Annotated in this window: 23 protein-coding genes and 1 tRNA gene; 10 read left to right on the top strand and 14 right to left on the bottom strand. The window is 32.6% G+C overall.

The features are described from left to right. Positions 1–25: 25 nt before the first annotated feature. Entirely contained in the window at positions 26–1210 is a 1185-nt protein-coding gene (locus BUB80_RS04115; protein WP_073291210.1) for a glycosyltransferase family 87 protein, read from the bottom strand. 47 nt (positions 1211–1257) lie between these two features. Further along, complete coding sequence (locus tag BUB80_RS04110; protein WP_073291208.1) at positions 1258–2169, bottom strand: DUF535 family protein; 912 nt, start codon at positions 2167–2169, stop codon at positions 1258–1260. Positions 2170–2990: 821 nt separating this feature from the next. Between BUB80_RS04110 and BUB80_RS04105 the strand changes: the two genes are divergently transcribed. After that, the gene (locus tag BUB80_RS04105; RefSeq protein ID WP_073291206.1) at positions 2991–3809 is read left to right on the top strand and encodes a DUF5694 domain-containing protein; all 819 of its coding nucleotides are present in this window, start codon (positions 2991–2993) and stop codon (positions 3807–3809) included. 36 nt (positions 3810–3845) lie between these two features. Next, positions 3846–4553 (top strand): DUF6090 family protein, encoded by a 708-nt coding sequence (locus BUB80_RS04100; protein WP_073291204.1) that lies wholly within the window; start codon positions 3846–3848, stop codon positions 4551–4553. Between the two features lie 324 nt (positions 4554–4877). On the opposite strand, the gene BUB80_RS04095 is transcribed toward BUB80_RS04100, so the two are convergent. Next, positions 4878–4948: transfer RNA gene (locus tag BUB80_RS04095), tRNA-Gln, on the bottom strand. Positions 4949–5046: 98 nt separating this feature from the next. Between BUB80_RS04095 and BUB80_RS04090 the strand changes: the two genes are divergently transcribed. The 5 genes from BUB80_RS04090 to BUB80_RS04070 all read left to right on the top strand — a co-directional run bounded on the left by BUB80_RS04090 (position 5047) and on the right by BUB80_RS04070 (position 9492). Continuing rightward, positions 5047–6069 (top strand): AMP-binding protein, encoded by a 1023-nt coding sequence (locus BUB80_RS04090; protein WP_073291202.1) that lies wholly within the window; start codon positions 5047–5049, stop codon positions 6067–6069. A gap of 39 nt (positions 6070–6108) precedes the next feature. Continuing rightward, entirely contained in the window at positions 6109–6501 is a 393-nt protein-coding gene (gene arfB, locus BUB80_RS04085; protein ID WP_073291200.1) for an alternative ribosome rescue aminoacyl-tRNA hydrolase ArfB, read from the top strand. Positions 6502–7309: 808 nt separating this feature from the next. Beyond that, entirely contained in the window at positions 7310–7690 is a 381-nt protein-coding gene (locus BUB80_RS04080) for a GreA/GreB family elongation factor (protein WP_073291198.1), read from the top strand. 135 nt (positions 7691–7825) lie between these two features. Beyond that, complete coding sequence (locus BUB80_RS04075) at positions 7826–8491, top strand: hypothetical protein (protein WP_073291196.1); 666 nt, start codon at positions 7826–7828, stop codon at positions 8489–8491. A 26-nt stretch (positions 8492–8517) separates the two neighbouring features. Beyond that, positions 8518–9492: a deoxyhypusine synthase family protein gene (locus BUB80_RS04070; protein WP_054511710.1), complete on the top strand. Its 975-nt coding sequence runs from the start codon at positions 8518–8520 to the stop codon at positions 9490–9492. 12 nt (positions 9493–9504) lie between these two features. On the opposite strand, the gene BUB80_RS04065 is transcribed toward BUB80_RS04070, so the two are convergent. Beyond that, positions 9505–9747 (bottom strand): hypothetical protein, encoded by a 243-nt coding sequence (locus BUB80_RS04065; protein WP_139262519.1) that lies wholly within the window; start codon positions 9745–9747, stop codon positions 9505–9507. A gap of 537 nt (positions 9748–10284) precedes the next feature. Beyond that, positions 10285–10431: a hypothetical protein gene (locus BUB80_RS23545; RefSeq protein WP_175549564.1), complete on the bottom strand. Its 147-nt coding sequence runs from the start codon at positions 10429–10431 to the stop codon at positions 10285–10287. A gap of 200 nt (positions 10432–10631) precedes the next feature. Here BUB80_RS23545 and BUB80_RS04055 point away from each other — a divergent pair, with 200 nt between their 5' ends. Together BUB80_RS04055 and BUB80_RS04050 are read left to right on the top strand one after the other, a co-directional pair. After that, entirely contained in the window at positions 10632–10928 is a 297-nt protein-coding gene (locus BUB80_RS04055) for an MGMT family protein (protein ID WP_073291185.1), read from the top strand. A 99-nt stretch (positions 10929–11027) separates the two neighbouring features. Further along, complete coding sequence (locus BUB80_RS04050) at positions 11028–11822, top strand: alpha/beta hydrolase (RefSeq protein WP_073291183.1); 795 nt, start codon at positions 11028–11030, stop codon at positions 11820–11822. Between the two features lie 102 nt (positions 11823–11924). Here BUB80_RS04050 and BUB80_RS04045 read toward each other — a convergent pair whose 3' ends face one another. From BUB80_RS04045 to htpG, 5 genes are all read right to left on the bottom strand, one after another. Then, on the bottom strand, positions 11925–12716 hold the full coding sequence (locus BUB80_RS04045) for a hypothetical protein (protein WP_073291181.1): 792 nt from the start codon (positions 12714–12716) through the stop codon (positions 11925–11927). A gap of 3 nt (positions 12717–12719) precedes the next feature. Continuing rightward, complete coding sequence (locus tag BUB80_RS04040; RefSeq protein ID WP_073291179.1) at positions 12720–13082, bottom strand: hypothetical protein; 363 nt, start codon at positions 13080–13082, stop codon at positions 12720–12722. Between the two features lie 12 nt (positions 13083–13094). Beyond that, positions 13095–13649 (bottom strand): LemA family protein, encoded by a 555-nt coding sequence (locus BUB80_RS04035; RefSeq protein ID WP_073291177.1) that lies wholly within the window; start codon positions 13647–13649, stop codon positions 13095–13097. Positions 13650–13661: 12 nt separating this feature from the next. Then, positions 13662–14741: a hypothetical protein gene (locus tag BUB80_RS04030; RefSeq protein ID WP_073291175.1), complete on the bottom strand. Its 1080-nt coding sequence runs from the start codon at positions 14739–14741 to the stop codon at positions 13662–13664. Between the two features lie 138 nt (positions 14742–14879). Beyond that, the gene (gene htpG, locus BUB80_RS04025; RefSeq protein ID WP_073291173.1) at positions 14880–16772 is read right to left on the bottom strand and encodes a molecular chaperone HtpG; all 1893 of its coding nucleotides are present in this window, start codon (positions 16770–16772) and stop codon (positions 14880–14882) included. Between the two features lie 148 nt (positions 16773–16920). On the opposite strand from htpG, the gene BUB80_RS04020 reads away from it, so the two are divergent. Next, complete coding sequence (locus tag BUB80_RS04020) at positions 16921–19818, top strand: alpha/beta hydrolase family protein (protein WP_073291442.1); 2898 nt, start codon at positions 16921–16923, stop codon at positions 19816–19818. Between the two features lie 64 nt (positions 19819–19882). Here the strand turns inward: BUB80_RS04020 and recA are convergent, their stop codons facing one another. The 4 genes from recA to BUB80_RS04000 form a co-directional block, all read right to left on the bottom strand. Beyond that, positions 19883–20890: a recombinase RecA gene (recA, locus tag BUB80_RS04015; RefSeq protein WP_073291171.1), complete on the bottom strand. Its 1008-nt coding sequence runs from the start codon at positions 20888–20890 to the stop codon at positions 19883–19885. Between the two features lie 390 nt (positions 20891–21280). After that, positions 21281–22477 (bottom strand): oxygenase MpaB family protein, encoded by a 1197-nt coding sequence (locus BUB80_RS04010; protein ID WP_073291169.1) that lies wholly within the window; start codon positions 22475–22477, stop codon positions 21281–21283. Positions 22478–22605: 128 nt separating this feature from the next. After that, a complete protein-coding gene (locus BUB80_RS04005) occupies positions 22606–23382 on the bottom strand; it encodes a helix-turn-helix domain-containing protein (protein WP_073291167.1) in 777 nt (258 codons plus the stop codon). Positions 23383–23698: 316 nt separating this feature from the next. Then, positions 23699–24169 (bottom strand): hypothetical protein, encoded by a 471-nt coding sequence (locus tag BUB80_RS04000; protein WP_073291165.1) that lies wholly within the window; start codon positions 24167–24169, stop codon positions 23699–23701. Positions 24170–24425: the final 256 nt, after the last annotated feature.

Raw genomic sequence — 24425 nt, 5'->3', positions numbered from 1 at the left:
CTAAAAAAATACCGTTAAAAAGGATCTATTTATTAATTAGAATGTAATCTTTTTTAAAGTCTCTAGTTAAAAGTTCGTAAATAATTCTTAGCCAAACGATAATACATGGTACTGCTTTTATAGAATATTTTTTAATATAATTATGCTTGATGTATCTCGGAAATAGATCTGAAGTTGAAAAACAGGTGAAAATTATTACGAAAATTAATAGTCCAATTACAAAAGGAGTCTTTTCTTTTTGGATCAAGAACCAAATAACCACACCCGTAACAGCAATAATGTAAGTTGGTGATTCTGAGCTTGAACTAAACAACACTAAAAATAATAATGTTGAAGCCAGGGTCATTAGCTGAAAAGCATAGTTTTTATACTGTTTAACTCTGCAGTAAGGCGCCAAAAATAAAGGCAGACCAATTGATAAAAATACGAGGTTGGAAATTGAGGCGTCTCCTAATATTCTTCTAAAAAAACCCATTAATGAGATGTCCTGCATATTTCCTAAGACCTGATTCTCATTGTTTTTTTCAACAATTGAATGAAACCAGTCTGTATAACTTTGAATTACATATTGGGGATTAGAGTACGTCATTGGGAGAACAAAAAAAGCGACAGCAATGATAAGTCCTGAAAGAATAAATTTAACTTTGTTTTTAACAAAAAAGAATTGTGTTAGCCCTACAATTCCATAGATTTTCACGAAAGTTCCTATTAAGATAGCAGACACAGATTTGACCTCTTTCTTCTCATAAATATAAATTGCAGATAATAACAAAAGTCCTGTCAAAGCTATATTAAATTGGTAATACAGGGAAGCTGTAATAAATTCTTGTAAACAAAGCCAAGCAAAAAAAGCTTTCTTTTGATCAGAAAAAGGAGTTTTATAGATTGCAAAAAGGAAAACAACAGTATTGGCTATATTCCAAGCAGTCATTCCTAACCAATCTGGCATTATTGCAAATGGAGCAATTAATGCGCTAAAAAAAACACCATAATGATTACTGTCGAAAAACAAATCAGAATATTGCAAAAAAATATTTTTTTGTTCTAGAGTATGCACAAAAACATATTTGAATAGCAAATAATTATTATAAGATTTCTCTCCTGTTCTATAATTATTTAAGGCAGTTATTGCGGACACAATAATGTAAATCGCAAATATAATTTTGTAATTGCTAATGAAACGAAGAAAATTAGATTTAAACTTTTCCATAAAATGATAGTATGAATTGAGCCTCTTGTGTATGACTTGTATATACTTTAGTTGTTTTTTAAGTAATTAGATAGATTTGTTTTTATTGAATCAATGAGCTCATATCTTTTTCTATAGGATCCTCTTTTTTCAGATTTTATCTCGCTAATATTTTTCCTGTTGGTTTTTGATGGTAATAAATACCAGTTTTTTCCTAAATCTTTACCCCCAATTTCTGTCCAGAAATCATCATATGAAAATTGGATACTATGTAAAAAAGGGATATGAATAAAATGTTTGTTATTTTGAGCCTGATATTTTCCACTAATAGCATGAATTTGTTTTATATCAAAGATTTCACAAAACTCTTGTAAAATTTCAATCAAGAATGCCTTGGGTCTTATTCCGTTCATTAGTTTTTGAGCTTCTTTTGTAACATATACTCCATGAGAAATTGGTCTGCCTTGCAAACAGCCAATTTTACATATCCATTCATTATTTTCATTTCTTTCGAAAGAAAATGCAATAGAGGCAATATTACCGTGAAGGTGGTCAATTACTAAAGATAAAACCAATTCGCCCTCTTTTCTGTAGCGATCATCATAACCTATTTTTAACTTTCCAGGTAAATTGTTTTTCAATGTAAATTCACAAATAGTACTACTTTCAGAACTTATTACTTTTTTTATATTATTAGTATATATGAAATCATAAGTATCACAAATGATTTTTATTTTTTTATTGATGGTATATTGAGTCGAAAGATAAGCTTTAAAGGGTTTTAAAAAAAGTCTAGGTCTCTGTGAAAGAATTTCTCTATACCTATTGTCTTCTAAAGTTTTAAACCAATCCGTACAAACTTTACGATTTAATAATGATAACGCAAAGCTTTTGTACTGTTGTTTGCGCATATACTTAGGCTTTTCAGTACTAAAGGCTACTTTTGCATAATTCCATGCTTTGATACTACTCTTAAACATTTTGAAAAAAAAATTAGATGACTAGGTACATCCGTTTATTAAAAAAATTGGATGATTTCTTAAAGTTTAATTAATGTTGTTACAATTTTTGATTAATCAGATAAATTAACATTATTCCTTTTAATCATGAAAATGATATACTATATTATACACGAAGTATTAGTATGCTGTATTGTTGTAACGTTACATTAAATATTCCCTCTAATTTATTTTAGAAAAATACTTAGGTTTTGAAAGTAATGTTATACTCTGAGATAGTAATTGGAACTGTCACTTCAATGATCCTTCTATTAAAACAGAAGTGAAAGTGAGGACAGTAAGTGTTTGGAATTGAACTAAATATGAATTTTTATTAGAGTGTTTTTAAATTAAATTGATGAATATTTGGTGTATTTTATAAACTTGCGCAGCTTCAAATAATTTCAAAAAATGATTCTTTTAATGCTAAGTTTCACTGAACTTAATTTGAATGGTTAAAATGGATTAATATTCTGTTTATTTTTAATTAACCGATTTAATGATAAAGCAAGCTGGATCTAATGTAAAACTGATTAAAAATTCTGATCATAAAGCATAATTTCAAATTAATAAAAACCTTCTGTTAACAGCAGTTCCATGCATTTGCGAATTTTGTGAAAAATTCATCTTTACGTTTCGCAATAAGTTTTATCTTTAGCCGAAAATATAAACGTTCGAAGTTTGTAACTGTGTGAAGCTCCGAAACGTTGTGTATCACTACCAAACGACAGAAATAATTAATCAATATCTAGCGGTAATTTGGGAGAACGACAACGATAAAAACTAATAAACAATCTAAAACAATGACTTTTATTAAAACAATTTCTATTTTTTTAATTACACTTTTATCAATAACAACAGCTTTTGGACAAGAATCTAAACATAAAACTAAAATCTTATTAATCGGGACTATTCACTTCGAAACTCCTCATTTAGATGCGTATGAATTAAAGACTGACGATTTTTTAGCTCCGAAAAGACAGAGGGAACTGGAAGATTTGATTGGGATTTTAAAACAAACAAATGCTGATAAAGTGATGATAGAAAAACCATTTAATCAACAAAAGCAAATTGATAGTTTATATAACGCATATTCCCAAAACAAGTATACATTAACAGTTTCTGAAAGAGAGCAAATTGGTTTTAGATTAGCTAAAAAATTAAATTTAAAACATATCAATTGTGTAGATGAATTTTATGGAATGAAGCATGATAGTTTAGTTTCTGTAACTGCTAAAGAAAAAAATCAGCTATATATATTAAATGAATTAAGTACTACCGCGAATAAATTTATGCTTGAAATAGATAATGTAACAAAACGAAATTCAATTACAGGAATACTAAAGTATATCAACACAAAAGAACTTTTGCAGAAAAATTTATCATTGTACTTAAAATATTATGCAAAAATTGGTGCCGGAGAGAATTATATTGGTGCGGAATCAGTTGCTGATTGGTATTTGAGAAATTTAGCGATTTACTCTAATGTAATAACGCAAATAGATACAAAAGACAAATACGTTATCCTGATATTTGGACAAGGACATATTCCTATATTAAAACACCTGCTACAAAATAATGACGACTTTGAAGTCGTTGAAGTAAATAGCGTACTAAAATAAACTGCCACTAACAGCTAGAGCTAAAATTACAAAACTATGCAAGACGAAATCATAAAACACTCAAAAAAAATACAATCTTCTATGAACAATAAAGAACATTCATTTAAAGAAAAAGTAAAAGAAGTACTTACTGAAATTTTCATTATTGTATTTGCTGTAACACTTTCAATTTGGTTACACAGTTGGAGTGAACACAAACATCAACAAGAAGAAGCATCTGTGTTTCTGGGAAATTTAAAGAATGATTTAAAGAATGATATTAAAAATATCGATATTGAAAAGAAAGCATACCAAGATTCAAACATAGGGTATGAGAAAATTTTAGCATTAACCGCTTCCCAACTTGACAGTATTTATAAGTCTAAAAAGAAAGTTGATTTCCCAATTTATTCACATGGACCAAAAATGAATATTGGTAATTATGAAGGTTTTAAGTCAAGTGGTAAAATTGGCTACATTGAAGACGAAAAATTAAAACAGAGAATCTTAAATTATTACCAAATATTTGTACCGGCAGTTAGTGAAGTTGATAAAATGTACAATGATTTTCTGTTTAAGAGTTTTGATAAAATGATAGAAAATGCAGATAAACCAGAAGAAAAATTATATTCAGACCCAAAATTTAAGAAGACAGTCGAATTTCTTGTTAGACTAGGTAAGAATAACATAAGGGTTTATGACGAAAATACAAAACCCGAAGCAATTGAATTGATTAAAGCAATTGAAAAAGAGATGAATAAATAAAAATGGCCCACAATCTCCGTTTGGTAATATGGCGGGTTTAAGCTTCCTTAATCCGCCACATCACCAAGCGTCAGACGCTGTGTAATCTAATATCATAAGGTATGTGAATGACAAAACTTGGAATAACTGAACCAATGATGGGAGCTTGATTTTGAGAGTTGCCCCAAATGCAAATGAGATATTGAACCCATTGAAATAAAACATACAATCCAAGCAACATTTTTATTGAAATTGATCCGAATTTTTTGAAGATTTTTCAGAATAACAATGAGTTGTCCTAAAAATAAAAAAGGAGAAACGATAATAATCATTTCTCCTTATATGTAGACCCACAGGGATTCGAACCCCAACTGACGGTACCAAAAACCGGAGTGCTACCGTTACACTATGGGTCTGTCATATTTTGGTGATGCAAATTTACAGCTTTTTTCATTATTTGCAAGAACTTTTTAAACTTTTTTTTAAATTTACATAACTTTTTAAGGCGGTAAACATGGTGGTAGACTTCAATAATCTCATAATTAATAATTTACATTCGGAGACTGAATTTGAAAAAAAAGTGTTTTTTTTTTTAGAAGAGTGGTTGTCGGATTCTGAAACAGTAAAAGTTCAGACTTCAGGTTCTACAGGGGTTCCGAAGCTTTTTGATATTGAAAAGAAAAAGATGATTAATTCTGCAGTGATGACTTGTAACTTTTTAGATTTAAAAAAAGGGGATACGGCATTGCTATGCCTTCCTGTAGAATATATTTCAGGAAAAATGATGATGGTGAGATCTTTTGAACGTAAAATGAAGTTGATCATCGCTGACCCATCTTTAAAACCACTTGAAAATTTAGAAGAAGAAATAGCTTTCTGCGCCATGACTCCTTTACAGGTTGAAAATTCATTGGGCAAGCTTCATTTAATTAAAAATCTAATCATTGGTGGGGCTTCAGTCTCTGAAAATCTGAAAGACAAAATTTCTGAAATTCTGAAACTTTCAAACTCTGAAAATCAAATATTTGAAACGTATGGAATGTCGGAAACACTGTCTCATATTGCCCTAAAACAATTGGTGCCACAAGCGGAAGAGTACTTTAGAGCTTTTGAAAATGTTTCTGTTACGAAAGATGAAAGAGGATGTTTGAGGATATGGGCGCCTAATGTAAATGCTGAGGTGTTGAAAACTAATGACTTAGTTGAGATTAAAGATGAGAATAAGTTTAGATTTTTAGGGCGAATAGATAATGTAATTAATTCCGGAGGTGCAAAAATTTTCCCTGAAGAATTGGAAGCCTTGGTTAAAAAAGAAATTCCGAATGAAGTCGTATTTTTAGGGCTGAATGATGAACGTTTGGGTCAAAAATTGGTTTTGGTTATTGAAGGAGAAGAGTTGATGGGTATCATTGAAAAAATAGCGGGTATTTCATTTGATAAAAAATTCCACAAACCGAAAGAAATTATTTTTATAAATACAATTCCAAGAACACCAAACGGAAAAGTGAATAGAACAGAATTAAAAAACATATTGTAAAGTCTTTTATCTTTACTCTTTAATCCAATAATCTTAAAAATGAAAGATTTTACCAAAGAACTCAATTTCAAAACTTCCCGCAGCAGTGGGGCAGGAGGACAGAACGTTAATAAAGTTGAAACTGCTGTAACGGTACTTTGGAAAGTTTCGGAATCTGAATTTTTTAATGAAAGACAAAAGGCTTTAATTCAGGAAAAACTAAAAAACAGAATTAATTTAGAAGGATTTCTATTCTTAACTGTTTCTGAAAGCCGAACCCAATTAATGAACAAAAATAAAGCGATTGAAAAAATTATAGATATTGTGAATAAAGCTTTAATTGTTCCGAAAGCAAGAATAGCGACAAAGCTTTCCCGAGCGAAAAAAGAAAAAAGACTCGATACCAAAAAGAAAATGTCTGAAAAGAAAGAAAACAGAAAATTCAAGTATTAATAACCTGTTTAGATTTTCATAATTTCATCTTTTATGAACAATTTATTATATTCATCCTTGATTTTCAATAGTAAGATTACTTAAGGTTTTTAGAATATTAAGTTTGAGCTTCGCTTTAAGATGACACGCTTAAGGAAATCTGTAGATTTTTTCTTAATCTCCTTAAAAACTAAAATTATCCTTAATGGTTTAAAATTTTCAAACATCAATTATTAACTAAAATTTTAACAGCCTCTAATCAAAGAACCTGTTTAAACTAATTAAAAATTTAACCGCAAAAGAATCAAAAGCTATCGTTGATTTATTAAGGATTGGTTATTGAGAAAGCAAAAGTATACCAAAGAATAAAAATCAAAGATTTTTAAAAACTTATGTGCTCTTATTTGTAGCCTAATGCTCAACTTAAAGTGACTAATTTGTTAATCTTTTGTCACTTTTGCGGTTAAAATAAAAGTTTAAACAAGTTGAAAGAATAGAAATGGGATTTCTTTGTTTTATAGAAACATATTTGCTATCTTAGTAAAAATTCAAGCAGTAACAATATGACAACAGCAATTTCTCTTTCTACAAAAAGCCATTTTTCTGGGCTTTTGTTGTCGTTACTTTATTTGCATACAGATTCATTTTTAAAAAGTTCTAAGGACTTTATCAATTAAGCCCTGTCGGATTCAAGGCGGGGGAGATTTCCAAGTTTATTTATCGTTTACATGCAATTTTTCATAGGAGAAATGGCAAAATAATTCACACAGTTTTCTATGTTGGATCACTAAAAAATGCATGTTATTTAATCTTGTTAATAAAAATAAATATGTCAGATAATATTATTGTAACTACCGGAATATATGATGCTATAAAAGATCATTTAAGAAGAAAAAAAGTAAGTCAGAATGAGGAAAACAGATTGGCTGGAGAGCTCAGAAAAGCTAAACAGGTTTTAAGAAGAGATTTACCTTCCGATGTTGTAACTGTTGATCGAAAAGTAACAATCAAAGATCATACACAAGATTTCGAACATGAATATGTTTTTGTGTCAACAACCAAAGCTAAACCTAAAAAGAATAAATATTCTATCCTTTCCGATATTGCATTAGCAACAGTAGGATATAAAGTGGGAGATGTAATTGAGTGGCCTTTCAAAGAAGGTGAAAGAAAAATTGAAATTCTAAAAGTAGAAACTTTCAAAGAATAATTTTAGTGATACATTGTTAGATTAAAGAAAAGTACAGCTTATAGGGCTGTACTTTTTGAATGTTTTAAAGCTATATGAATGAGCTGTAGTGGCGGTTTTTAAATAAAAGTGGTACTTTTGCAAAAATTTAAAATAATGATTAAAAAACTAATAACGCTAGGAGTGTTTTCAATTTCTTTACTTTCTTTTGCTCAACAAACGGAAAATAAAGCGCTAAAAATATCAATTATTCCTTCTGTAGGATATGCATGGAGAACGGCTAAAACACCATCAGGATTCTCAAAAGCAGAACAGGATTATGTAAAAGGATTGAAAAGTGGAGTGAATTTCGATATTTCAGCTTATTATCATTTGAAAAATATTGTAGCCATTGGATTAAAATATTCTAATTACAGTGCTTCAAGTGATGGAATGCTAACTGTGAGAGATTATAATGGAAATACTTTTACGAGTTCTGTGAGTACTAAAGATAATATCTCTTTCTTTGGTCCTGCTGTAATGATCTCTAACTTTAGTGAGGCAACAAGACACAAAATGTATTTGGATATGGGATTGGGAGTAATTTCATACTCAACAAAAACAGGAAATGTAAAAGGAACAGGTTCTAACCTGGGAGCAGAAATTAATTTCGCCTATCAATACCAGGTTTCCAAAAACTTTTTAATTGGTCCAAAATTGGGAATGACAGCTGGAACACTAAGCAAAATGAAGTTCAACGGACAAACAATTGAGTTTGGTGATGATCAAAAAGAAGGCTTGCACAGAGTTTCTTTAAGTGCTGCTGCTACATTCCGTTTTTAAGTTTTATCTTTGCAAAAATCAAAATAATGAGCAAACCGATTACTGAATTTATAGAGAAATATTACCTGCACTTCAATGCAGCTGCATTGGTAGACGCATCTAAAGGGTATGTTGCACATCTTAAAGATGGTGGGAAAATGATGATTACTTTGGCGGGGGCAATGTCAACTGCTGAATTAGGGAAGATTCTTGCTGAAATGATCCGTCAGGGAAAAGTAGATTTTATCTCTTGTACCGGAGCGAATCTTGAAGAAGATCTAATGAATTTGGTGGCACACTCTCACTACGAAAGAGTTCCGCATTACAGAGATCTTACGGCTCAGGACGAATGGGCTCTTTTAGAAAGAGGTCTAAACAGAGTTACAGATACTTGTATTCCTGAAGAAGAAGCTTTCAGAAGATTGCAGAAACACATCGTTGAGATCTGGAAAGATGCTGAAGCGAAAGGAGAAAGATATTTCCCGCATGAATATATGTATAAAATGATCCTTTCAGGAGTGTTGGAGCAGTATTACGAAATTCCTAGAGAAAACTCTTGGATGATTGCTGCTGCAGAAGCAAATTTACCAATTGTGGTTCCGGGATGGGAAGATTCAACAATGGGTAACATCTTTACTTCTTACTGTATCAAAGGAGAATTACAGTTTTCTACAATGAAATCAGGTATCGAATACATGGCTTATTTAGCTGATTGGTACACTAAAAACTCAGGTGGAAAAGGAGTAGGATTCTTTCAAATTGGTGGAGGTATCGCAGGAGATTTCCCTATCTGTGTGGTTCCAATGTTGTATCAGGATATGGAAATGCATGACATTCCGTTCTGGTCTTATTTCTGTCAGATCTCTGATTCTACGACGTCTTATGGTTCGTATTCAGGAGCTGTTCCGAACGAGAAAATCACTTGGGGTAAATTAGATATCACAACACCGAAATATATCGTTGAAAGTGATGCAACTATTTGTGCACCATTGATGTTCTCTTACATCTTAGAGAATTCTTAAGAAATAATTCATTCATTTGTCAGTCTGACGAAGGAAGAATCTCATATATAAACGTCCAATTTTGTTGGACGTTTTTTTATTGCCCACAGATCCCACAGATTTACACAGATGTTTGTGTTTATTCGTGAAAACATTAGTGCTATTTGTGTTTAAGAATACATCAAAGAAAAGATCAGCGTAATCTGCAAAATCTGCGAGAGAAAATACAACAGAATCTCTACCCATTAATATTCTCTTACATAGTAGAAAATTCATAAAGCAGGAAGTCAAAATCCTAACAGCTTGAAGTTATATAAACGCTTCAGTTTTTTGGAGCGTTTTTTATTTGCCCACAAATCGCACAGATTTTCACAGATGATCGTGTTTATTCGTGAAAATATTAGTGCTATTTGTGTTTAAATTTACATCAAAGAAAAAATCAACAAGAGAAAATTCATAAAGCAGTAAGATAAGAAGTCTGAAGCGATGTAAATGTCCAATTTTTGTTAGACGTTTTTTATTGCCCACAGATCGCACAGATTTACACAGATGTTTGTGTTTATTCGTGAAAACATTAGTGCTATTTGTGTTTAAGAATACATCAAAGAAAAGATCAGCGTAATCTGCAAAATCAGCGAGAGAAAATTAAAACATAATCATCTGTGTAAATCTGTGGGGAACCTAAAAATAAGGGCGTGCCCCTCTCCAAAGCTAAACCCTCAACTCGGGTCGGGCTTCTCCGGGCTCCACTTCGTTTCGGTACTTTGCACTGCTCCTTTCAGTCGCACCCTCCATATCCCTCACGCAAAACTGTCAGTCCAAAGAATTAGTCAGCACGAAATAGCGATATACCAAAATTCCTTTCTGAACTTTGGTCAATGTATTCGGATCTTTATCACTCAATTTCGGTAAAATAGCTTTATTGATTTTGTTTACGAGTTTAAAAAATGATTTTTTCATAACTTTATATTTTAATGAGAAACACCATTGAAACAAGTAAAGTTCAAAAATGATGCAAAACAAGATAACTTAGTGAATTTTGCTAAGTGAATCGCCTTTGCAAACGAAAAATATTTTCAAACATTTCAAGAAAAACTTTACGATCTTTGCATTCAAAATATTTAAGTTTCTCAATAATAATAGAAAGTAATTTAAATGATATGGACGAAATATTCAAACAACAAGTCTGGGAAATAACCAAACTCGTTCCCAAAGGAAGAGTAACAAGCTACGGAGCGATTGCAAAAGCAGTCGGTTACCCTAATCATTCCCGCCATGTAGGAAAGGCAATGGGAGGTTGTCCTAAAGATGTTCCTGCGCATCGGGTAATTTCAAGTTCAGGAGCTTTATCCGTTCCTGAATTTCAAGTCAAACTAGAAGCAGAAGGAATCGAGGTGGAGAATTTCAGAATTAAGAATTTCAAGAAACTATTTTGGAATCCTTTGGAAGAATTATAGGATTTTTACAGTTCAGCAAATAAAAAATACAGCTGAGTCGCTTTTTTTGGTAAGGCTTATTCGAAGGGTTTAGTTTTGTCTCATAAAATTAATGAAACCATGAAAACAAAACTGTTATTTACTGTACTTTTCTTACTTACTATTTGCTTATCTAAAGCTCAAATGGACGATAAATTTTACCAGCCGAGTAAAGAAATGAAGCCGTTAGAATTTTCAAATCCAACATTTATTGCGTTTCCTGTAGATAATGATACGATTACCGCAGTAGTCGTAAAGCCTCAAACTAATAATATAAAGAAGACGATTCTGTTTTTTCACGGGGCCAATGGAAATATTTCGACCTATCAATATATTACAAAGCCTTTAGTGGATAATGGTTTTCAAGTGGTAATGATAGATTTTAGAGGATATGGGAAATCAACAGGAAAACCTACTCATGTGAATGTGGCTGCAGATGGACAAAAGATATTTGACTTCTTACTAAGCAAACCAGAGATCAAGAACACTAAAGTATATATTTACGGAGCTTCACTGGGTTCTCAGATTGCTACTCATTTGGCAAGAGAAAATAAAGATAAAATATCAGGATTAATCATAGATGGTGGAATGTCATCTTTTGCAGACATTGCGGCAGTCCATGCTCCGCAGTACAAAGATTTTATCAACCAGATGTTACAAAACGTGTACGCTGCAAAAGAAGATGTGAAATTTACACAAGGCCTTCCTAAGCTATTTATTTATAGTAAGAATGATACCACAATTCCTTTTTCTCAAGGGCAGGAATTTTTTGAAAATGCTTCAGAACCTAAACTTTTTCTTGAAAATAAGGCAGAGCATATTCAAGGTTTAAAAGATGAGCCCAAGGAAATTCTAAAAGCGATTGACAATTTATAAAAATCGATTAGTATAAAAATTTGAGGGTGGCTTTTGGTCACCTTTATCTATTGGATAATATCACCTAAAATGAGAAACCAAAAGAGCTGAGTTCACCATATTTTATTTTGGATTCTTCTTGCTGAGATTTATAATCTTTGTTTTGATCACTTTTGATCTCCTGTTACGTTGCATGAAATTTTCTTTTTCGAAAAGCGTTTTGCAATATCCTATCAAAGCCGGAATAAGAATGGTTACAAATAAACTGCAGATTCCTAGCGCCCAAATGGGCATGTCGTCTTTTCTTCCCTGGAAATATTCCCACATTACCCAAGAAAGGATGATGATGAAAAATAGCATGGCTCCGGGAAAAACAACATAGATTACAAAACCCATAATGATTGCCCAGATAAATGAAATATCACGATTGAGAGCATACATTGTAATTCCAATAATGGCAATCGTAAAGATGAAAAAGAATACAAGGACAAGAGATACAATCAATTTTTGCTCCCAGAAACTCATGTTTTTGATGTATTTATCCCCTTCTTTATAAGAGACTTTTATGGTTTTTCCAAGTTCAATAGGATGGCTTGCTCCGTAACCAATTGATTTTTGAATGGTTTGATTTTGATCATTTTTAAATTCTACAATAGCAATAGGTACCGCATCTGATTCTGAATCTCCATCGGTATATTGATATCTTACGACCTTAGCGTCATATTTTTTCTCAAAGAAATAAGCGTAGGCTGACTGGCCAACAATTCCGGCTAAAAAAAAGAACATTCCTGAAATAAAAAGTATAGCAAGGATGGGTAAAATAAGTCCGGTTATCGAAATACTCGCTCCCTTTTTTTTCTTTTTGATGACAATCAGAATGATAATAATGGCAGTAAAAATTAAAGTATACCACATCGTTTAAGATTTATTAGCATTAAAATTTTTCATTTTCGAAACTTCTTTCATAAAATTGATGCACTCCCGCTGATTAAATAACGTAAATATTGAAACGAAAAATAAGATAATAAGGTAAATAAGTGCGAGTTTCAGTTTTTCGGTCTCCAGAAATGCAGAGAAAAATAGGATGGGCATAAATAGTAAAATCGACAGTCCGTAAGTCAATAAAATATATTGTACGATATTTTTTAAGAACGTAATTTTTCTCACAATACTATATAAAACAAAAAGCCCGATGGTAACAACTGGAAAACCAATGGCTAATGAACCCCAAAATTTTCGGGAGTTTACGAAGTCTCCTATAATGCCTAAATCTATGACCATGTTTATTTAATTTTAAAGTCTAACCCCGTTATATTCTATTTCTTTCTCTGAAAACTCCAGCATTTTCATTTTTTGATAACTCATCATTTTAGCGAATAGTACATCCGGAAAAACTTGAATACCTGTATTGTATAAATTGATTGAATCGTTAAAATATTCACGACGGTCAGCAATCATATTTTCCAGATCACTTAATCTTTTCTGCAGCTCCAAGTAAGATTGTGACGCTTTTATTTCAGGATAACTTTCGATAGAAATTAGAAGAGATTTTATTCCTCCGTTAATGCCTTGTGCAATTTTTATTTTATCGATCGTATTTTCTGATTGTAGATATTGACTTCGAAGTGCAACAAGCTCTTTAAGGGTTGTGTTTTCATGCAGTGCAGTTGCTTTTACAACACGAACTAAATTGGGAACTTCATCTGCCCGCTGCTTCAGCATAACATCAATATTGGAGAATGCTTTGTCTACGTTGTTTCTCAGAATGACAATCTGGTTGTATGATTTTACCAGAAACGAAACAACAGCAACAATCACAATGATGAAAATAAGTAATGGAATAAGCATTGTTTATTAGTTTTATTTAAAGAAATCAAAAGGTTTTTTAGAAAAATTTTCTTTCCAGTTTACCGATTCGAAAATAAGTTTAGTTCCACTGGCTTTTACAGGAATCAATATAATAAAAGCTGAAAAAAGAGCAATGCATAATAGAGTAGCGACGGCTTTTAATTTTAAAGGCCTCCATTTATTCGCAAAATTAACCCACTCTAAAGGAGCCATCCCGAAAAGCTTTTTATTGTCATCATATCTGAAAATCGTTTTTGCATCTTCATAGAAAGCTTGCCCGATCATCAGGATCTCCGTTTTTTCATCTAAAATATATTCGCGATACCGTAAATTTCCAGCTTCTATTTCTGTAGCAGGCCAGAAGCTTATCCATTCTATTTTGTCGGGAACCACTTCAATACTTCCGGAATCATCTTGCAGTAAAAAATTATTGAAGCCTATTTTTCGTTTAATTTCACGGTAAGATTTGCTTGTTTTTCCGTCGTCATCTCTAGATTCGGTAATTTCGTCTACGGTATAAATATATCCGACACATTTTGTAGTACTATAAGATGAAAATACAGGTTCTATGGCTTTTGCCTTGCCACAAATTTCTGCTAAACCTATGGCAACACTTTTAATTTTAGACGTCGGAAGGTTTCTTTGGTAAAAGAAAAATCGGTTTTTATTATTGGGTAAAATAGAACTGATAATGATGATAAAGAAAATAATAAAGATAGAGTAGATTCCAAAATAAAAAAATCCCAGGTAAACGAAAAGAATTCCAAAACCACCTAAAATAATTTTCCAGATAGGCTTTTTCTCTTGTCTTGCTTTTTTGAAAGAATCAACAATACTTTGTATTCCTTTTGTGATCATAGCGATGATTGCTAATACAAAAACGGAAACAAAAAGTCCGATAAATATAAATCCAGATTGATGAGGAAAGAAATAATATCCTAAAGCAATGATCAAAGGATCGATGATAAACATGATCCATGTTGGTTTGATCTTGAGCTCTAATAATGCTGTTAGAATAACAGTATGAAAAAGTGCAATCCCCAAACTAAAAAACATCAGAAAAGGAAGCATTTGGATCGTAATCTCAAACATTTGTAAATGGTGTGTTTTGCAAATGTAAGATTTTTAAAATTACTTAATAATGCTAAAAAAGAAGCTCAGTAATATGGTGATATAAAAAGTTTCGGGGTCGACAAAGTCGACCCCGAAACCACAATATAATTAATTAAACTATTTTTCTAGTTGCTTATAGCTTCTCTGGATAAAATCGGTAAGATCTTTTCCTTTCAATAAATTTTGAGAAAGTTTAGCTAAATCTAAAGCATGCTTTACCAATCCTTCTTTTTCTTCTGCATTTTCAGTTTTTAAGATCTGGTTAGCAAATTCACTGTTAGAGTTTACGACAAGGTTGTACATTTCAGGAAGGTTACCCATTCCAAACATTCCGCCGCCGCCAGTTGCCTGCATATCTTTCATTCTTCTCATAAACTCGGGCTGAGTAATTGTGAATGGAGCGTCATTACTATCAAGATCCTCTAACTGAACTGTGAATTTTTTATCTTGAACCGCGTCTTCAACATTCTTTTTTAATGATTCTTTTTCAGTTTCATTTAATTTAGAAATAGTAGGCTCGTCTTTTTTGATCAGGTTATTTACATGATCTGCATCTACTCTTGCAAATGAGATTTTCTCTTTAGAAGTTTCCAGTTTCTGGATCACGTGAGGAATAATATGAGAATCTAAAAGAAGAACTTCATATCCTTTATCTTTCGCAGACTGAATGTAGCTGTGTTGTTCATCAGCATTAGAAGCATAAAGAATGATTAGATTACCATCTTTATCGGTTTGTGTAGGCTTCAGTTTTTCTTCTAATTCATTCCAAAGGAAATATTTTCCGTCAGTAGTAGGATATAGCGTGAATTTGTCTGCCTTTTCTGCAAATTTTTCTTCAGTAACAATTCCGTATTCGATAACGATTTTAATGTCATTCCATTTTTGTTCGTAATCTGCACGGTTTTCGTTAATTAAAGAAGCCATTTTGTCGGCTACTTTTTTAGTGATGTAAGAAGAAATTTTCTTTACAGCACCATCAGCCTGAAGGTAAGAACGCGAAACGTTCAATGGAATATCCGGAGAATCAATAACACCACGAAGAAGCATTAAGAAATCTGGAACGATACCTTTTACTTCATCCGTTACATATACTTGGTTTTGGTATAATTGAATTTTATCTTTCTCGATGTTTAAATTGTTGCTCAATTTAGGGAAGAATAAAATCCCTGTTAAGTTGAAAGGATAATCTACATTCAAGTGAATGTTGAATAAAGGCTCCTCAAACTGCATTGGGTACAACTCGTGATAGAATGTCATGTAATCTTCACTCGTCAAATCACTTGGAGCAACCGTCCATGCCGGTGTTGGGTTGTTGATAATATTATCTACTTCCTCAGTTTCTGCAACAGCATCTTCCGGAGCATCCTCAGGCAAAGGCAACGTGTGCGTTTTTGTTCCGAACTTAATAGGAACAGGCATGAATTTGTTATACTTTAATAACAGTTCACGGATTTTTGCTTCTTCTAAAAATTCTAATGAATCTTCTGCAATATGAAGAATGATTTCAGTTCCTCTATCTGTTTTATCTGTTGATTCTTCAAGAGTAAATTCCGGGCTTCCGTCGCAGATCCAACGAACTGCTGGTTCATCTTTGTAAGATTTAGTTAAGATTTCCACTTTTTCAGCCACCATGAACGCAGAGTAAAATCCTAGTCCGAAATGACCAATAATTCCTGAATCTTTTGCGGTGTCTTTATATTTTTCCAAGAACTCTTCTGCTCCTGAAAAAGCAACTTGGTTGATGTATTTTTCAACTTCTTCTGCGGTCATCCCAATTCCTTGGTCGATGATACGAAGTGTTTTTTGTTCTTTATCAATTTTCACTTCAAGCTTCGGATTTCCGTACTCTACTTTCGCTTCGCCGATACTTGTTAAATGTTTTAATTTTAAAGTAGCATCCGTTGCATTAGAGATGAGCTCTCTCAAGAATATTTCGTGATCACTGTAAAGAAATTTTTTGATAAGCGGGAAAATGTTTTCCACAGACACATTAATATTTCCTTTAGTCATAATAATTTAGTTTTGATTTGTGTTGTTATTCACAAAAAAAATACCACACGCTAGAAACTGACAGATTGACATCATTTATAATGAAATAAGGAGTTCATATATATTTTCAATGAAATGTCTTACTTTTAATCCTCAAAATTTTTTTAAAATGAAGTTGAAATGTACAGTTTTTATTCTGCTCATCATGACCTGCTTTATGTATGGACAGAAAACACCTTTGGACCATTCTGTCTACGATAGCTGGCAAAATATTGGTGCGAGAAAAATCTCAAATGATGGAAAATGGATCGCTTATTCTGTTGATGCTCAGGAAGGAAATTCCAACCTTTCGTTATATTCAGTTAAAAATAAAAAATCAAAAAAGTTTGCAAGAGGTACAAAATTGGAATTTACGAATGATTCCAGGTTTGCTGTTTTCCAAATTCGTCCGTTGTATAAAGATATAAAAGCGGTAAAGGATAAAAAGCTTAAAAAGAATAAATTAACAAAAGACAGCCTTGCGATAGTTGATTTTTTGAATGGTAAAACAGAGAAAATACCTAATGTAAAAGGATTTAAAATTCCTGAAAAAGGAGATTCTTATGTTGCTTATCTTCTGGAAAATATAAAAGATAAATCTTCGGATGATGCTTCTGATAAGGAAGATGGAGATGAAAAAAAAGATGACGATGAAAATGCAAAGCCATTGCAGTTGGTGGTACGAAATCTGTTGAATGGAAAAAGTACAACCTATGATAATGTATTCCGTTATGAATTCAGTAAAAATGGGAAGCAACTCGTTTTTGTAACCAAAAAGCCTGAAGAGAAAACTAGCAAGGATAAAAAAGAGAAGAAAGATTCATTAGATGCTCAATCTGTTGCTAAAAAAGAGACCAATAAATCAAAGCCAAAGAAATATGCGCTTCAAACCGTACAGGTAGTTAATTTGCAGACAGGAGCGGTAAATAAGATTTCTGAGATGGAAGGTGATTTTTCCCAGTTGTCTCTTGATGAAGTAGGAAGCCAGTTAGCATTTGTAGGAACTTCTTCTGCACAAAATGATTTAGTGAAGCTGTATCAGTTGTATTATTTTAATTTAAAAAACAATAAAAAAGAAATTGTAACCAATGACAATTCGGAAATGAAAAAGAATTGGGTGATTTCTGAAAACCGTTTACCCAAATTCAGCAAAAACGGGAAGCAGCTCTATTTTGGTGTTGCCCCCAAACCAATAGCAAAAGATACCGCTATGATTGCAAATGACCATGCTGTTGTGGATATTTGGAATTATAAAGATGATTATCTGCAAACGGTACAACTAAAGGAGTTGAAGGATGATCTGAAAAAATCTTATGCAGCAGTAATGCAAACGGAAAAACCCAATTCCTTCAGAAATATTGATGGAGTAGATTTGGATACTTTACGAGTGGTAAACGAAGGAAATGCCGAATTTGTACTTGGTGTTACCAGTTTGAATAACCGCATTTCTTCGCAATGGGAAGGTTCAACAAAGAAAACGTATTTCCTTATCGATAATAAAACTGGGGAAAGAACAGAAATTATTCACAATCTTAATGGCTCGGTTGCTGTATCTCCGTTAGGTAAATTCGTTGTGATTTTTGATAGAGAAAAAGGGAAGTGGTTCAGCTATAATGTAAAGACAAAACTAACACTTTCTTTGAATAATGAATTGCCAGTTTCTTTCGTGGATGAAGAGTTTGATATGCCGGATTTTCCGGATCCTTATGGGATTGCCTCATGGACGGATAATGATGAATCTGTGATAATCAAAGACCGTTATGATCTTTGGGAGTTTTTCCTGAGCGGTTCAAAAAAGCCAAGAAATATAACGAATGGATTTGGACGAAAAAATAAAATAACATTTGAAACTTACGATCTAGATAAAGACATTAAAAGTTTAAACCGAAAATCTTCTATTTATTTATCAGCTTTTGATAATACATCTAAAGCGAACGGAATTTTTAAAACATCGATTCATTCAAATGCTGATCCTATAAAGATTCAAATGGAAAATGTCTGGGGATACAGAACGCTTCAAAAAGCAAAAAATGCAGAGGAATATATTTTGATTAAAGAGTCCTATACTGATTCTCCAAATATTTTCGCGACATCAAATTTCTCTAAGCAGGACAAGCTGAGTGATACCAATCCTCAACAAAAGCTTTACAATTGGGGAACAGACGAATTGGTAAATTGGACAACCCCAAAAGGAAATACATCTACAGGAGTTTTATACAAACCGGAAAATTTTGATCCGAATAAAAAATATCCTATGATTGTCTATTTCTATGAAAAACTTTCGGATAATCTGAATCGTTATGTAGCTCCGGCTCCAACGCCTTCAAGATTGAATATTTCTTATTTTGTGAGTAACGGGTATTTGGTTTTTACTCCTGATATTTCTTATATCGATGGTTTTCCTGGAGAATCTGCAATGGAATACATTAATTCCGGAGTTGAAAAATTAAAAGGAAATTCTTGGGTAGATGCTACTAAAATAGGAATTCAGGGACAAAGTTGGGGAGGTTATCAGGTAGCCTATCTTATTGCTCATACCAATATGTATGCGGCGGCATGGAGTGGCGCTCCTGTTGTTAATATGACTTCTGCATATGGAGGTATCCGATGGAGCTCAGGGATGAACCGACAGTTCCAGTATGAAAAATCCCAGAGCAGATTAGGAAAAAATCTATGGGAAGCGCCGGAACTTTATATTAAAAATTCACCACTTTTTACGATTGATAAAGTGAAAACTCCGGTAGTCATTATGAGTAATGATAAAGATGGAGCAGTGCCTTGGTATCAGGGGATTGAAATGTTCACAGCATTGCGACGTCTTGGAAAACAAGTTTGGCTTCTGAATTATAATGGAGATGATCATAATCTTATGAAACGCCAGAACAGAAAGGATATCCAAGTCCGTGAACAGCAGTTTTTTGATTATTATCTTAAAGGTGCCAAAGCTCCGGCTTGGATGACAAAAGGTATTCCTGCCACACAAAAAGGAAAAGATTGGGGATTTGAGTTAACAGATGAAAAACCTTAATGGATAAAAAATCGGCGGAGCTTAAATGCTCCGCCGATTTTTTTAATATGACTTTAGAAATAAATTACTGCTTTTTATTAGTAATTTCTTCTTTGATTTTGTTTTCTAATTCCTCAGAAAGTTCAGGATTATCTTTCAATAAATCTCTTACAGCATCACGACCTTGTCCTAGTTTAGTTTCGCCATAGCTGAACCAAGAACCGCTTTTCTTTACAATGCCCATATCTACTGCAGCATCAAGGATTTCTCCTGTTTTAGATACCCCTTCACCATACATAATGTCGAATTCTGCCATCTTGAAAGGTGGAGCTACTTTGTTTTTCACAATTTTCACTTTTACACGGCTTCCTACAGCTTCATCTCCATTTTTAATTGGAGCACTTGCTTTTCTGATATCTACTCTTACAGAAGCATAGAATTTCAATGCATTACCCCCTGTTGTTGTTTCAGGATTTCCGAACATTACCCCGATTTTTTCTCTCAACTGGTTGATGAAAATTACAGTACATTTTGTTCTTGAAATAGTTGCTGTTAATTTTCTCAATGCCTGAGACATTAATCTTGCATGAAGACCCATTTTAGAATCTCCCATTTCACCTTCAATCTCTGCTTTTGGAGTTAATGCTGCTACTGAGTCAATAACTACAATATCAATTGCTCCTGAACGGATCAGGTTGTCAGCAATTTCCAATGCCTGCTCACCGTTGTCCGGTTGAGATATGATTAGGTTCTCGATGTCAATTCCTAATTTTGCAGCGTAACCTCTATCGAAAGCATGCTCAGCATCAATAAATGCAGCAATACCACCTGCTTTTTGAGCTTCTGCAATCGCATGAAGGGTTAATGTTGTTTTACCTGAAGATTCAGGTCCGTAGATTTCAATGATTCTTCCTCTAGGATATCCACCAACACCTAAAGCGATGTCTAATCCTAAAGATCCGGAAGGAATAACTTCAATAGTAGTATCAATAGTACTGTCACCCAACGTCATTACGGTTCCTTTTCCGTATGTTTTATCTAGCTTGTCAAGCACTAATGCTAATGCTTTTTTCTTATCTTCTATGTTGCTCATCTGTTGTTAAAATATGGCTCAAAAATAGGGAATTTTACGGTCAAAAACTAATATTATTTATTCTTGAAAATTGTTATTTTAGTTAAAAATCAATAAAATTTGATAGGTTATGTTGTTCAGAACGAATTGAATGTAGGATCAAAGTAGTAATGCTTATTTAGTCGTAAAGTTTAAAAATATTTTTACTATTCAAACATCCTTTTAATATTGAGTTTGTTTAAACTTTTCTTCTTTTAACAATCATCCACAAACTTTGTTCTATCTTGAACTTTTGAAAATACAATCTCAATCTAGCCCCGATTGCAACGACATCCTTTTTCTGAAATGGCTTTGAAAAAAAGCGTTGGCGAAAAAGATATAGTGGAAAGCGGGAAATAGCTTCTAAAAAAATTAATGAAAATTAGAGTTTTTTGTAACGCTTAAATAATCTTCCAATACTTTCAGTTGAGCTTTGTCTCCTCTTTTAATTCGGATATTTCGACTGATCAGGTTATCATAAATTTTGTTGATCACTATTTTAGTATTGGGGAAAATATTTCTGTTAGGAACATCCGGAATTTGTAATCTTTTACAAACATCATCATCCAATAAAAACCATGTACAGCAAATGTGTAAATACCGTAAATTTTTTCTTTGAAACTTAAATTTTAGAATTGGATTTTCCAACGATTCATTCAATAAAGAATGAGCAAGTAACGCAGAATCTTTATCAGCGGGTGGCTGAACTGAAGTCCATAAATAAAAATATTCTGTTGCTTGTTTTTTATCGTCTGGTAATAAGTTTTCGGGGATACCTAATAAATATCCTACATATTTCCAAAGGTGAAAAAGTCCTTTTTCTTCTTCAACGGAAAATGTATTTCCTAATTTTTTTAGACTGTGAAGGAACACTAAACTGAAACCAATATACGTTGCCATCATATCCCATGAGTTGATGGGTTCGCCCCAGTTTTCAGTGTCCCAGGTCTTGTAATGTTTTTTAATGGAAAGCCTTGCATAAGAGTGTATCAGCCTTGTTTTAATGGCAAATTCATATCCTTTTGCATGAATTTCCAATGCGTTGTATCGGGTGGCATTTACCCAAAAGTCCAATGTTTCGGAAAGACGTTTTACCGCTCCTTTCTTTAATGCTTCGGTAACTATTAAAGGTTTGTTCAGATAAGCATAATCGTAACCTCCAATTAAGCAGTAATCTCTCAGGGAAATTAAAGAGTCTATATTGCTTCTCATGCAAAGTTCTGCACCGCTTTTCAGCAAATCATAATCAAGCCATTCCGGAATTTGTTGGGTTTGTACGAAAAGTTTTTTTACACTTTCAGGAACATTATCTTTTTCTGAAACTCCATGTCTGATGTAGCCTTCAATTTCTCTAGATGCTTCACTATATTTTTGGGTAAGATATACCTCTTTTACCACCTCATCACCAATTTCATCTACGTGATAAAAGTAGGGAGAAAACTTTTCAAAATCTTTAAAACTCACTTCTGCTCCGGAAAATACAGTAAGTTGTTTGCCGTTGCCTTTTATCCAAAAGTCTTTGAAATGTTGGGCGTTCTTAAAACGAGGTTGTAAAGTTGGTTTTTCCATTGAATATAAAAATACAAGTTTTAAGCCGAAATTCCTTGGTGAGATTTGTCAGGATTTAGGGGTGAATAGATAATGGTGAATTGAATTTTTGATAAGATTAATTCACTAATGATTATTCATAATTGATACTAAATGAGTCCCCATTCAAAGGCTTTTTTCACTAGTTCTTTGCTGTTTCTGGAGCTGGTTTTTGCCAAAATATTTCTTCGGTGTGTACGCACAGTATGTTCAGATAAAATCAGTATTTTAGATATTTCTGATCCGGAATATCCCTTGGCTATAAAAGCTAATACCTCAGTTTCTCTTTTGGTTAAATTCATACAAGGATGATGAGGTATAGAGTCGTCATCAATTTTTATTTGATGAAAATCATTTCTTGGGCCTATCCCTGAAACCAAAACAGTGTACGGATTATGTTTTGTGATATGATGAATATTTGTGTGAATGTTAATAGATTGTACAATATGACCATTTTCATCTTCTAATGTAGGAATTGCCTGATGATGGAACAATTCATAATTTCCATTAGCCGTTTTCATTCTGAAACAGTAGCTGGATTTTGTGAACAGTTGATCATCCAAACCAATTTCTAGCATTTTTTCAATAACGGTTTGTTCTGCTTTTATTACAAACGGAATGTCATCGGGGTGAGTAAGGTCGATAACTTCTTTTAGATTTTCCGGATACTCTTTTAAACCATGAAGAGAGAGAATGTTTTCATGATGATTAGAAAGGGTACTGTTGGTAAGGTTCAAGACATAATAATAGTATTGACCAATGCTGAACATTTCACCAATTATTTTTTCAATAGGTGGCCTGTAGAGTATCTTATCATCGGATTTTCTGACTCCAGGGTAGCTTTTCCATACTTCAATTAAAGGGTGTTCCTTCTCAGGGTGCTGCATGATTGAGTTTTGTTTAAAAATAGTTAAAGATTTCTTAAAAATACCACAAAAGGGGGATTTTTTTGTATAGAAAAAATTCTAAACTTTGTGTAGTTAATAACCGTGAAAACTTTCTTTAAACTGTTTTGCTATTCAGTTGGTATTTTTGGACGTTATTCTTAGTCCAGAAAAATTTAATCAAACAATAAAAAAATAAGAAATATGCTGTTTTGTGCAAAACAGTATGTTAATGATAAAGTTTAAAATTTTCGTTAGCTGTTGAAAAGGATAAACTAAAAACCTCTCAATTTTTTTGAGAGGTATTTTTATTTTTAGGCTAATGTTTTTCGTAAGAAATATTGTTTTCGTTAAAAAAATCCATCAACTTTTCTTTGTCTTTTATAGAGAAGGATCTTTTCTTTCCGTTTTTTAGTTGTAAAAATATAATGTCCTTATTTCCCATAATAAAAGATTTTCCATATTTTCCCGAAAGTCTGATTCCCCAACCTCCAAAATCGAAGAGAGGATTCGTTTTTACAATTTGAATTTTCTTGATTTCGCTCCATTCTATTTTTTTTGATTTAAAAGTAAAAGGAAAGAAGCTGTATTCGAAATAGCTTGTAGTAAGATTTAGTGTAAAGAGCGAAAAAGTGAAAAGTAAAATAAGAGGAACTGTAATGTATACTATGGTCATATCAAATTCTCCATTCTTTGTAAGAATAAAAGTCGTTACAATGAATTGAAAAATAAGTATTCCTACGATAAATAGTGGGAATCGGGATGTTTCGTGAAAGGTTTTTGAACTCATTTGTGCTGGTTTATTTCAAAAATACAAAAATACTGAACATAAAAAAACCTTCCAAATAGGAAGGTTTTATATTGTAAAGCTTGTCTAGTCCTGAAATAGCGATACACAAAAAAATGATCGTTATGAAAGAATACTTAGAAACGCTTTATGTCAAGCGTACACAGAAAGATTACAGTTTAAGTTTGAAACTTCAGATTGTAAAAGAAATTGAATTCGGTAAATTAGGAATTACAGAATGTCGTAAGAAATATGGTAT

This window comes from Chryseobacterium polytrichastri (genome assembly GCF_900142445.1).
GTDB lineage: Bacteria > Bacteroidota > Bacteroidia > Flavobacteriales > Weeksellaceae > Chryseobacterium > Chryseobacterium polytrichastri.
The sequence above is the reverse complement of the archived record's forward strand: the minus strand, read 5'-3'. Positions and strand labels throughout refer to the sequence as shown.

What these genes read in the sequence shown, in the direction of transcription:
- arfB (WP_073291200.1), top strand. Translation starts at nt 6,109, where the DNA reads ATGAAAGATTTTACCAAAGAACTCAATTTCAAAACTTCCCGCAGCAGT.
- recA (WP_073291171.1), bottom strand. Translation starts at nt 20,890, where the DNA reads ATGAGCAACATAGAAGATAAGAAAAAAGCATTAGCATTAGTGCTTGAC.
- BUB80_RS04020 (WP_073291442.1), top strand. Translation starts at nt 16,921, where the DNA reads ATGAAGTTGAAATGTACAGTTTTTATTCTGCTCATCATGACCTGCTTT.
- BUB80_RS04080 (WP_073291198.1), top strand. Translation starts at nt 7,310, where the DNA reads ATGTCAGATAATATTATTGTAACTACCGGAATATATGATGCTATAAAA.
- BUB80_RS04035 (WP_073291177.1), bottom strand. Translation starts at nt 13,649, where the DNA reads ATGCTTATTCCATTACTTATTTTCATCATTGTGATTGTTGCTGTTGTT.
- BUB80_RS04075 (WP_073291196.1), top strand. Translation starts at nt 7,826, where the DNA reads ATGATTAAAAAACTAATAACGCTAGGAGTGTTTTCAATTTCTTTACTT.
- htpG (WP_073291173.1), bottom strand. Translation starts at nt 16,772, where the DNA reads ATGACTAAAGGAAATATTAATGTGTCTGTGGAAAACATTTTCCCGCTT.
- BUB80_RS04115 (WP_073291210.1), bottom strand. Translation starts at nt 1,210, where the DNA reads ATGGAAAAGTTTAAATCTAATTTTCTTCGTTTCATTAGCAATTACAAA.
- BUB80_RS04070 (WP_054511710.1), top strand. Translation starts at nt 8,518, where the DNA reads ATGAGCAAACCGATTACTGAATTTATAGAGAAATATTACCTGCACTTC.
- BUB80_RS04090 (WP_073291202.1), top strand. Translation starts at nt 5,047, where the DNA reads ATGGTGGTAGACTTCAATAATCTCATAATTAATAATTTACATTCGGAG.
- BUB80_RS04000 (WP_073291165.1), bottom strand. Translation starts at nt 24,169, where the DNA reads ATGAGTTCAAAAACCTTTCACGAAACATCCCGATTCCCACTATTTATC.
- BUB80_RS04110 (WP_073291208.1), bottom strand. Translation starts at nt 2,169, where the DNA reads ATGTTTAAGAGTAGTATCAAAGCATGGAATTATGCAAAAGTAGCCTTT.
- BUB80_RS04045 (WP_073291181.1), bottom strand. Translation starts at nt 12,716, where the DNA reads ATGTGGTATACTTTAATTTTTACTGCCATTATTATCATTCTGATTGTC.
- BUB80_RS04040 (WP_073291179.1), bottom strand. Translation starts at nt 13,082, where the DNA reads ATGGTCATAGATTTAGGCATTATAGGAGACTTCGTAAACTCCCGAAAA.
- BUB80_RS04100 (WP_073291204.1), top strand. Translation starts at nt 3,846, where the DNA reads ATGCAAGACGAAATCATAAAACACTCAAAAAAAATACAATCTTCTATG.
- BUB80_RS04055 (WP_073291185.1), top strand. Translation starts at nt 10,632, where the DNA reads ATGGACGAAATATTCAAACAACAAGTCTGGGAAATAACCAAACTCGTT.
- BUB80_RS04105 (WP_073291206.1), top strand. Translation starts at nt 2,991, where the DNA reads ATGACTTTTATTAAAACAATTTCTATTTTTTTAATTACACTTTTATCA.
- BUB80_RS04030 (WP_073291175.1), bottom strand. Translation starts at nt 14,741, where the DNA reads ATGTTTGAGATTACGATCCAAATGCTTCCTTTTCTGATGTTTTTTAGT.
- BUB80_RS04065 (WP_139262519.1), bottom strand. Translation starts at nt 9,747, where the DNA reads ATGAATTTTCTACTATGTAAGAGAATATTAATGGGTAGAGATTCTGTT.
- BUB80_RS23545 (WP_175549564.1), bottom strand. Translation starts at nt 10,431, where the DNA reads ATGAAAAAATCATTTTTTAAACTCGTAAACAAAATCAATAAAGCTATT.
- BUB80_RS04010 (WP_073291169.1), bottom strand. Translation starts at nt 22,477, where the DNA reads ATGGAAAAACCAACTTTACAACCTCGTTTTAAGAACGCCCAACATTTC.
- BUB80_RS04050 (WP_073291183.1), top strand. Translation starts at nt 11,028, where the DNA reads ATGAAAACAAAACTGTTATTTACTGTACTTTTCTTACTTACTATTTGC.
- BUB80_RS04005 (WP_073291167.1), bottom strand. Translation starts at nt 23,382, where the DNA reads ATGCAGCACCCTGAGAAGGAACACCCTTTAATTGAAGTATGGAAAAGC.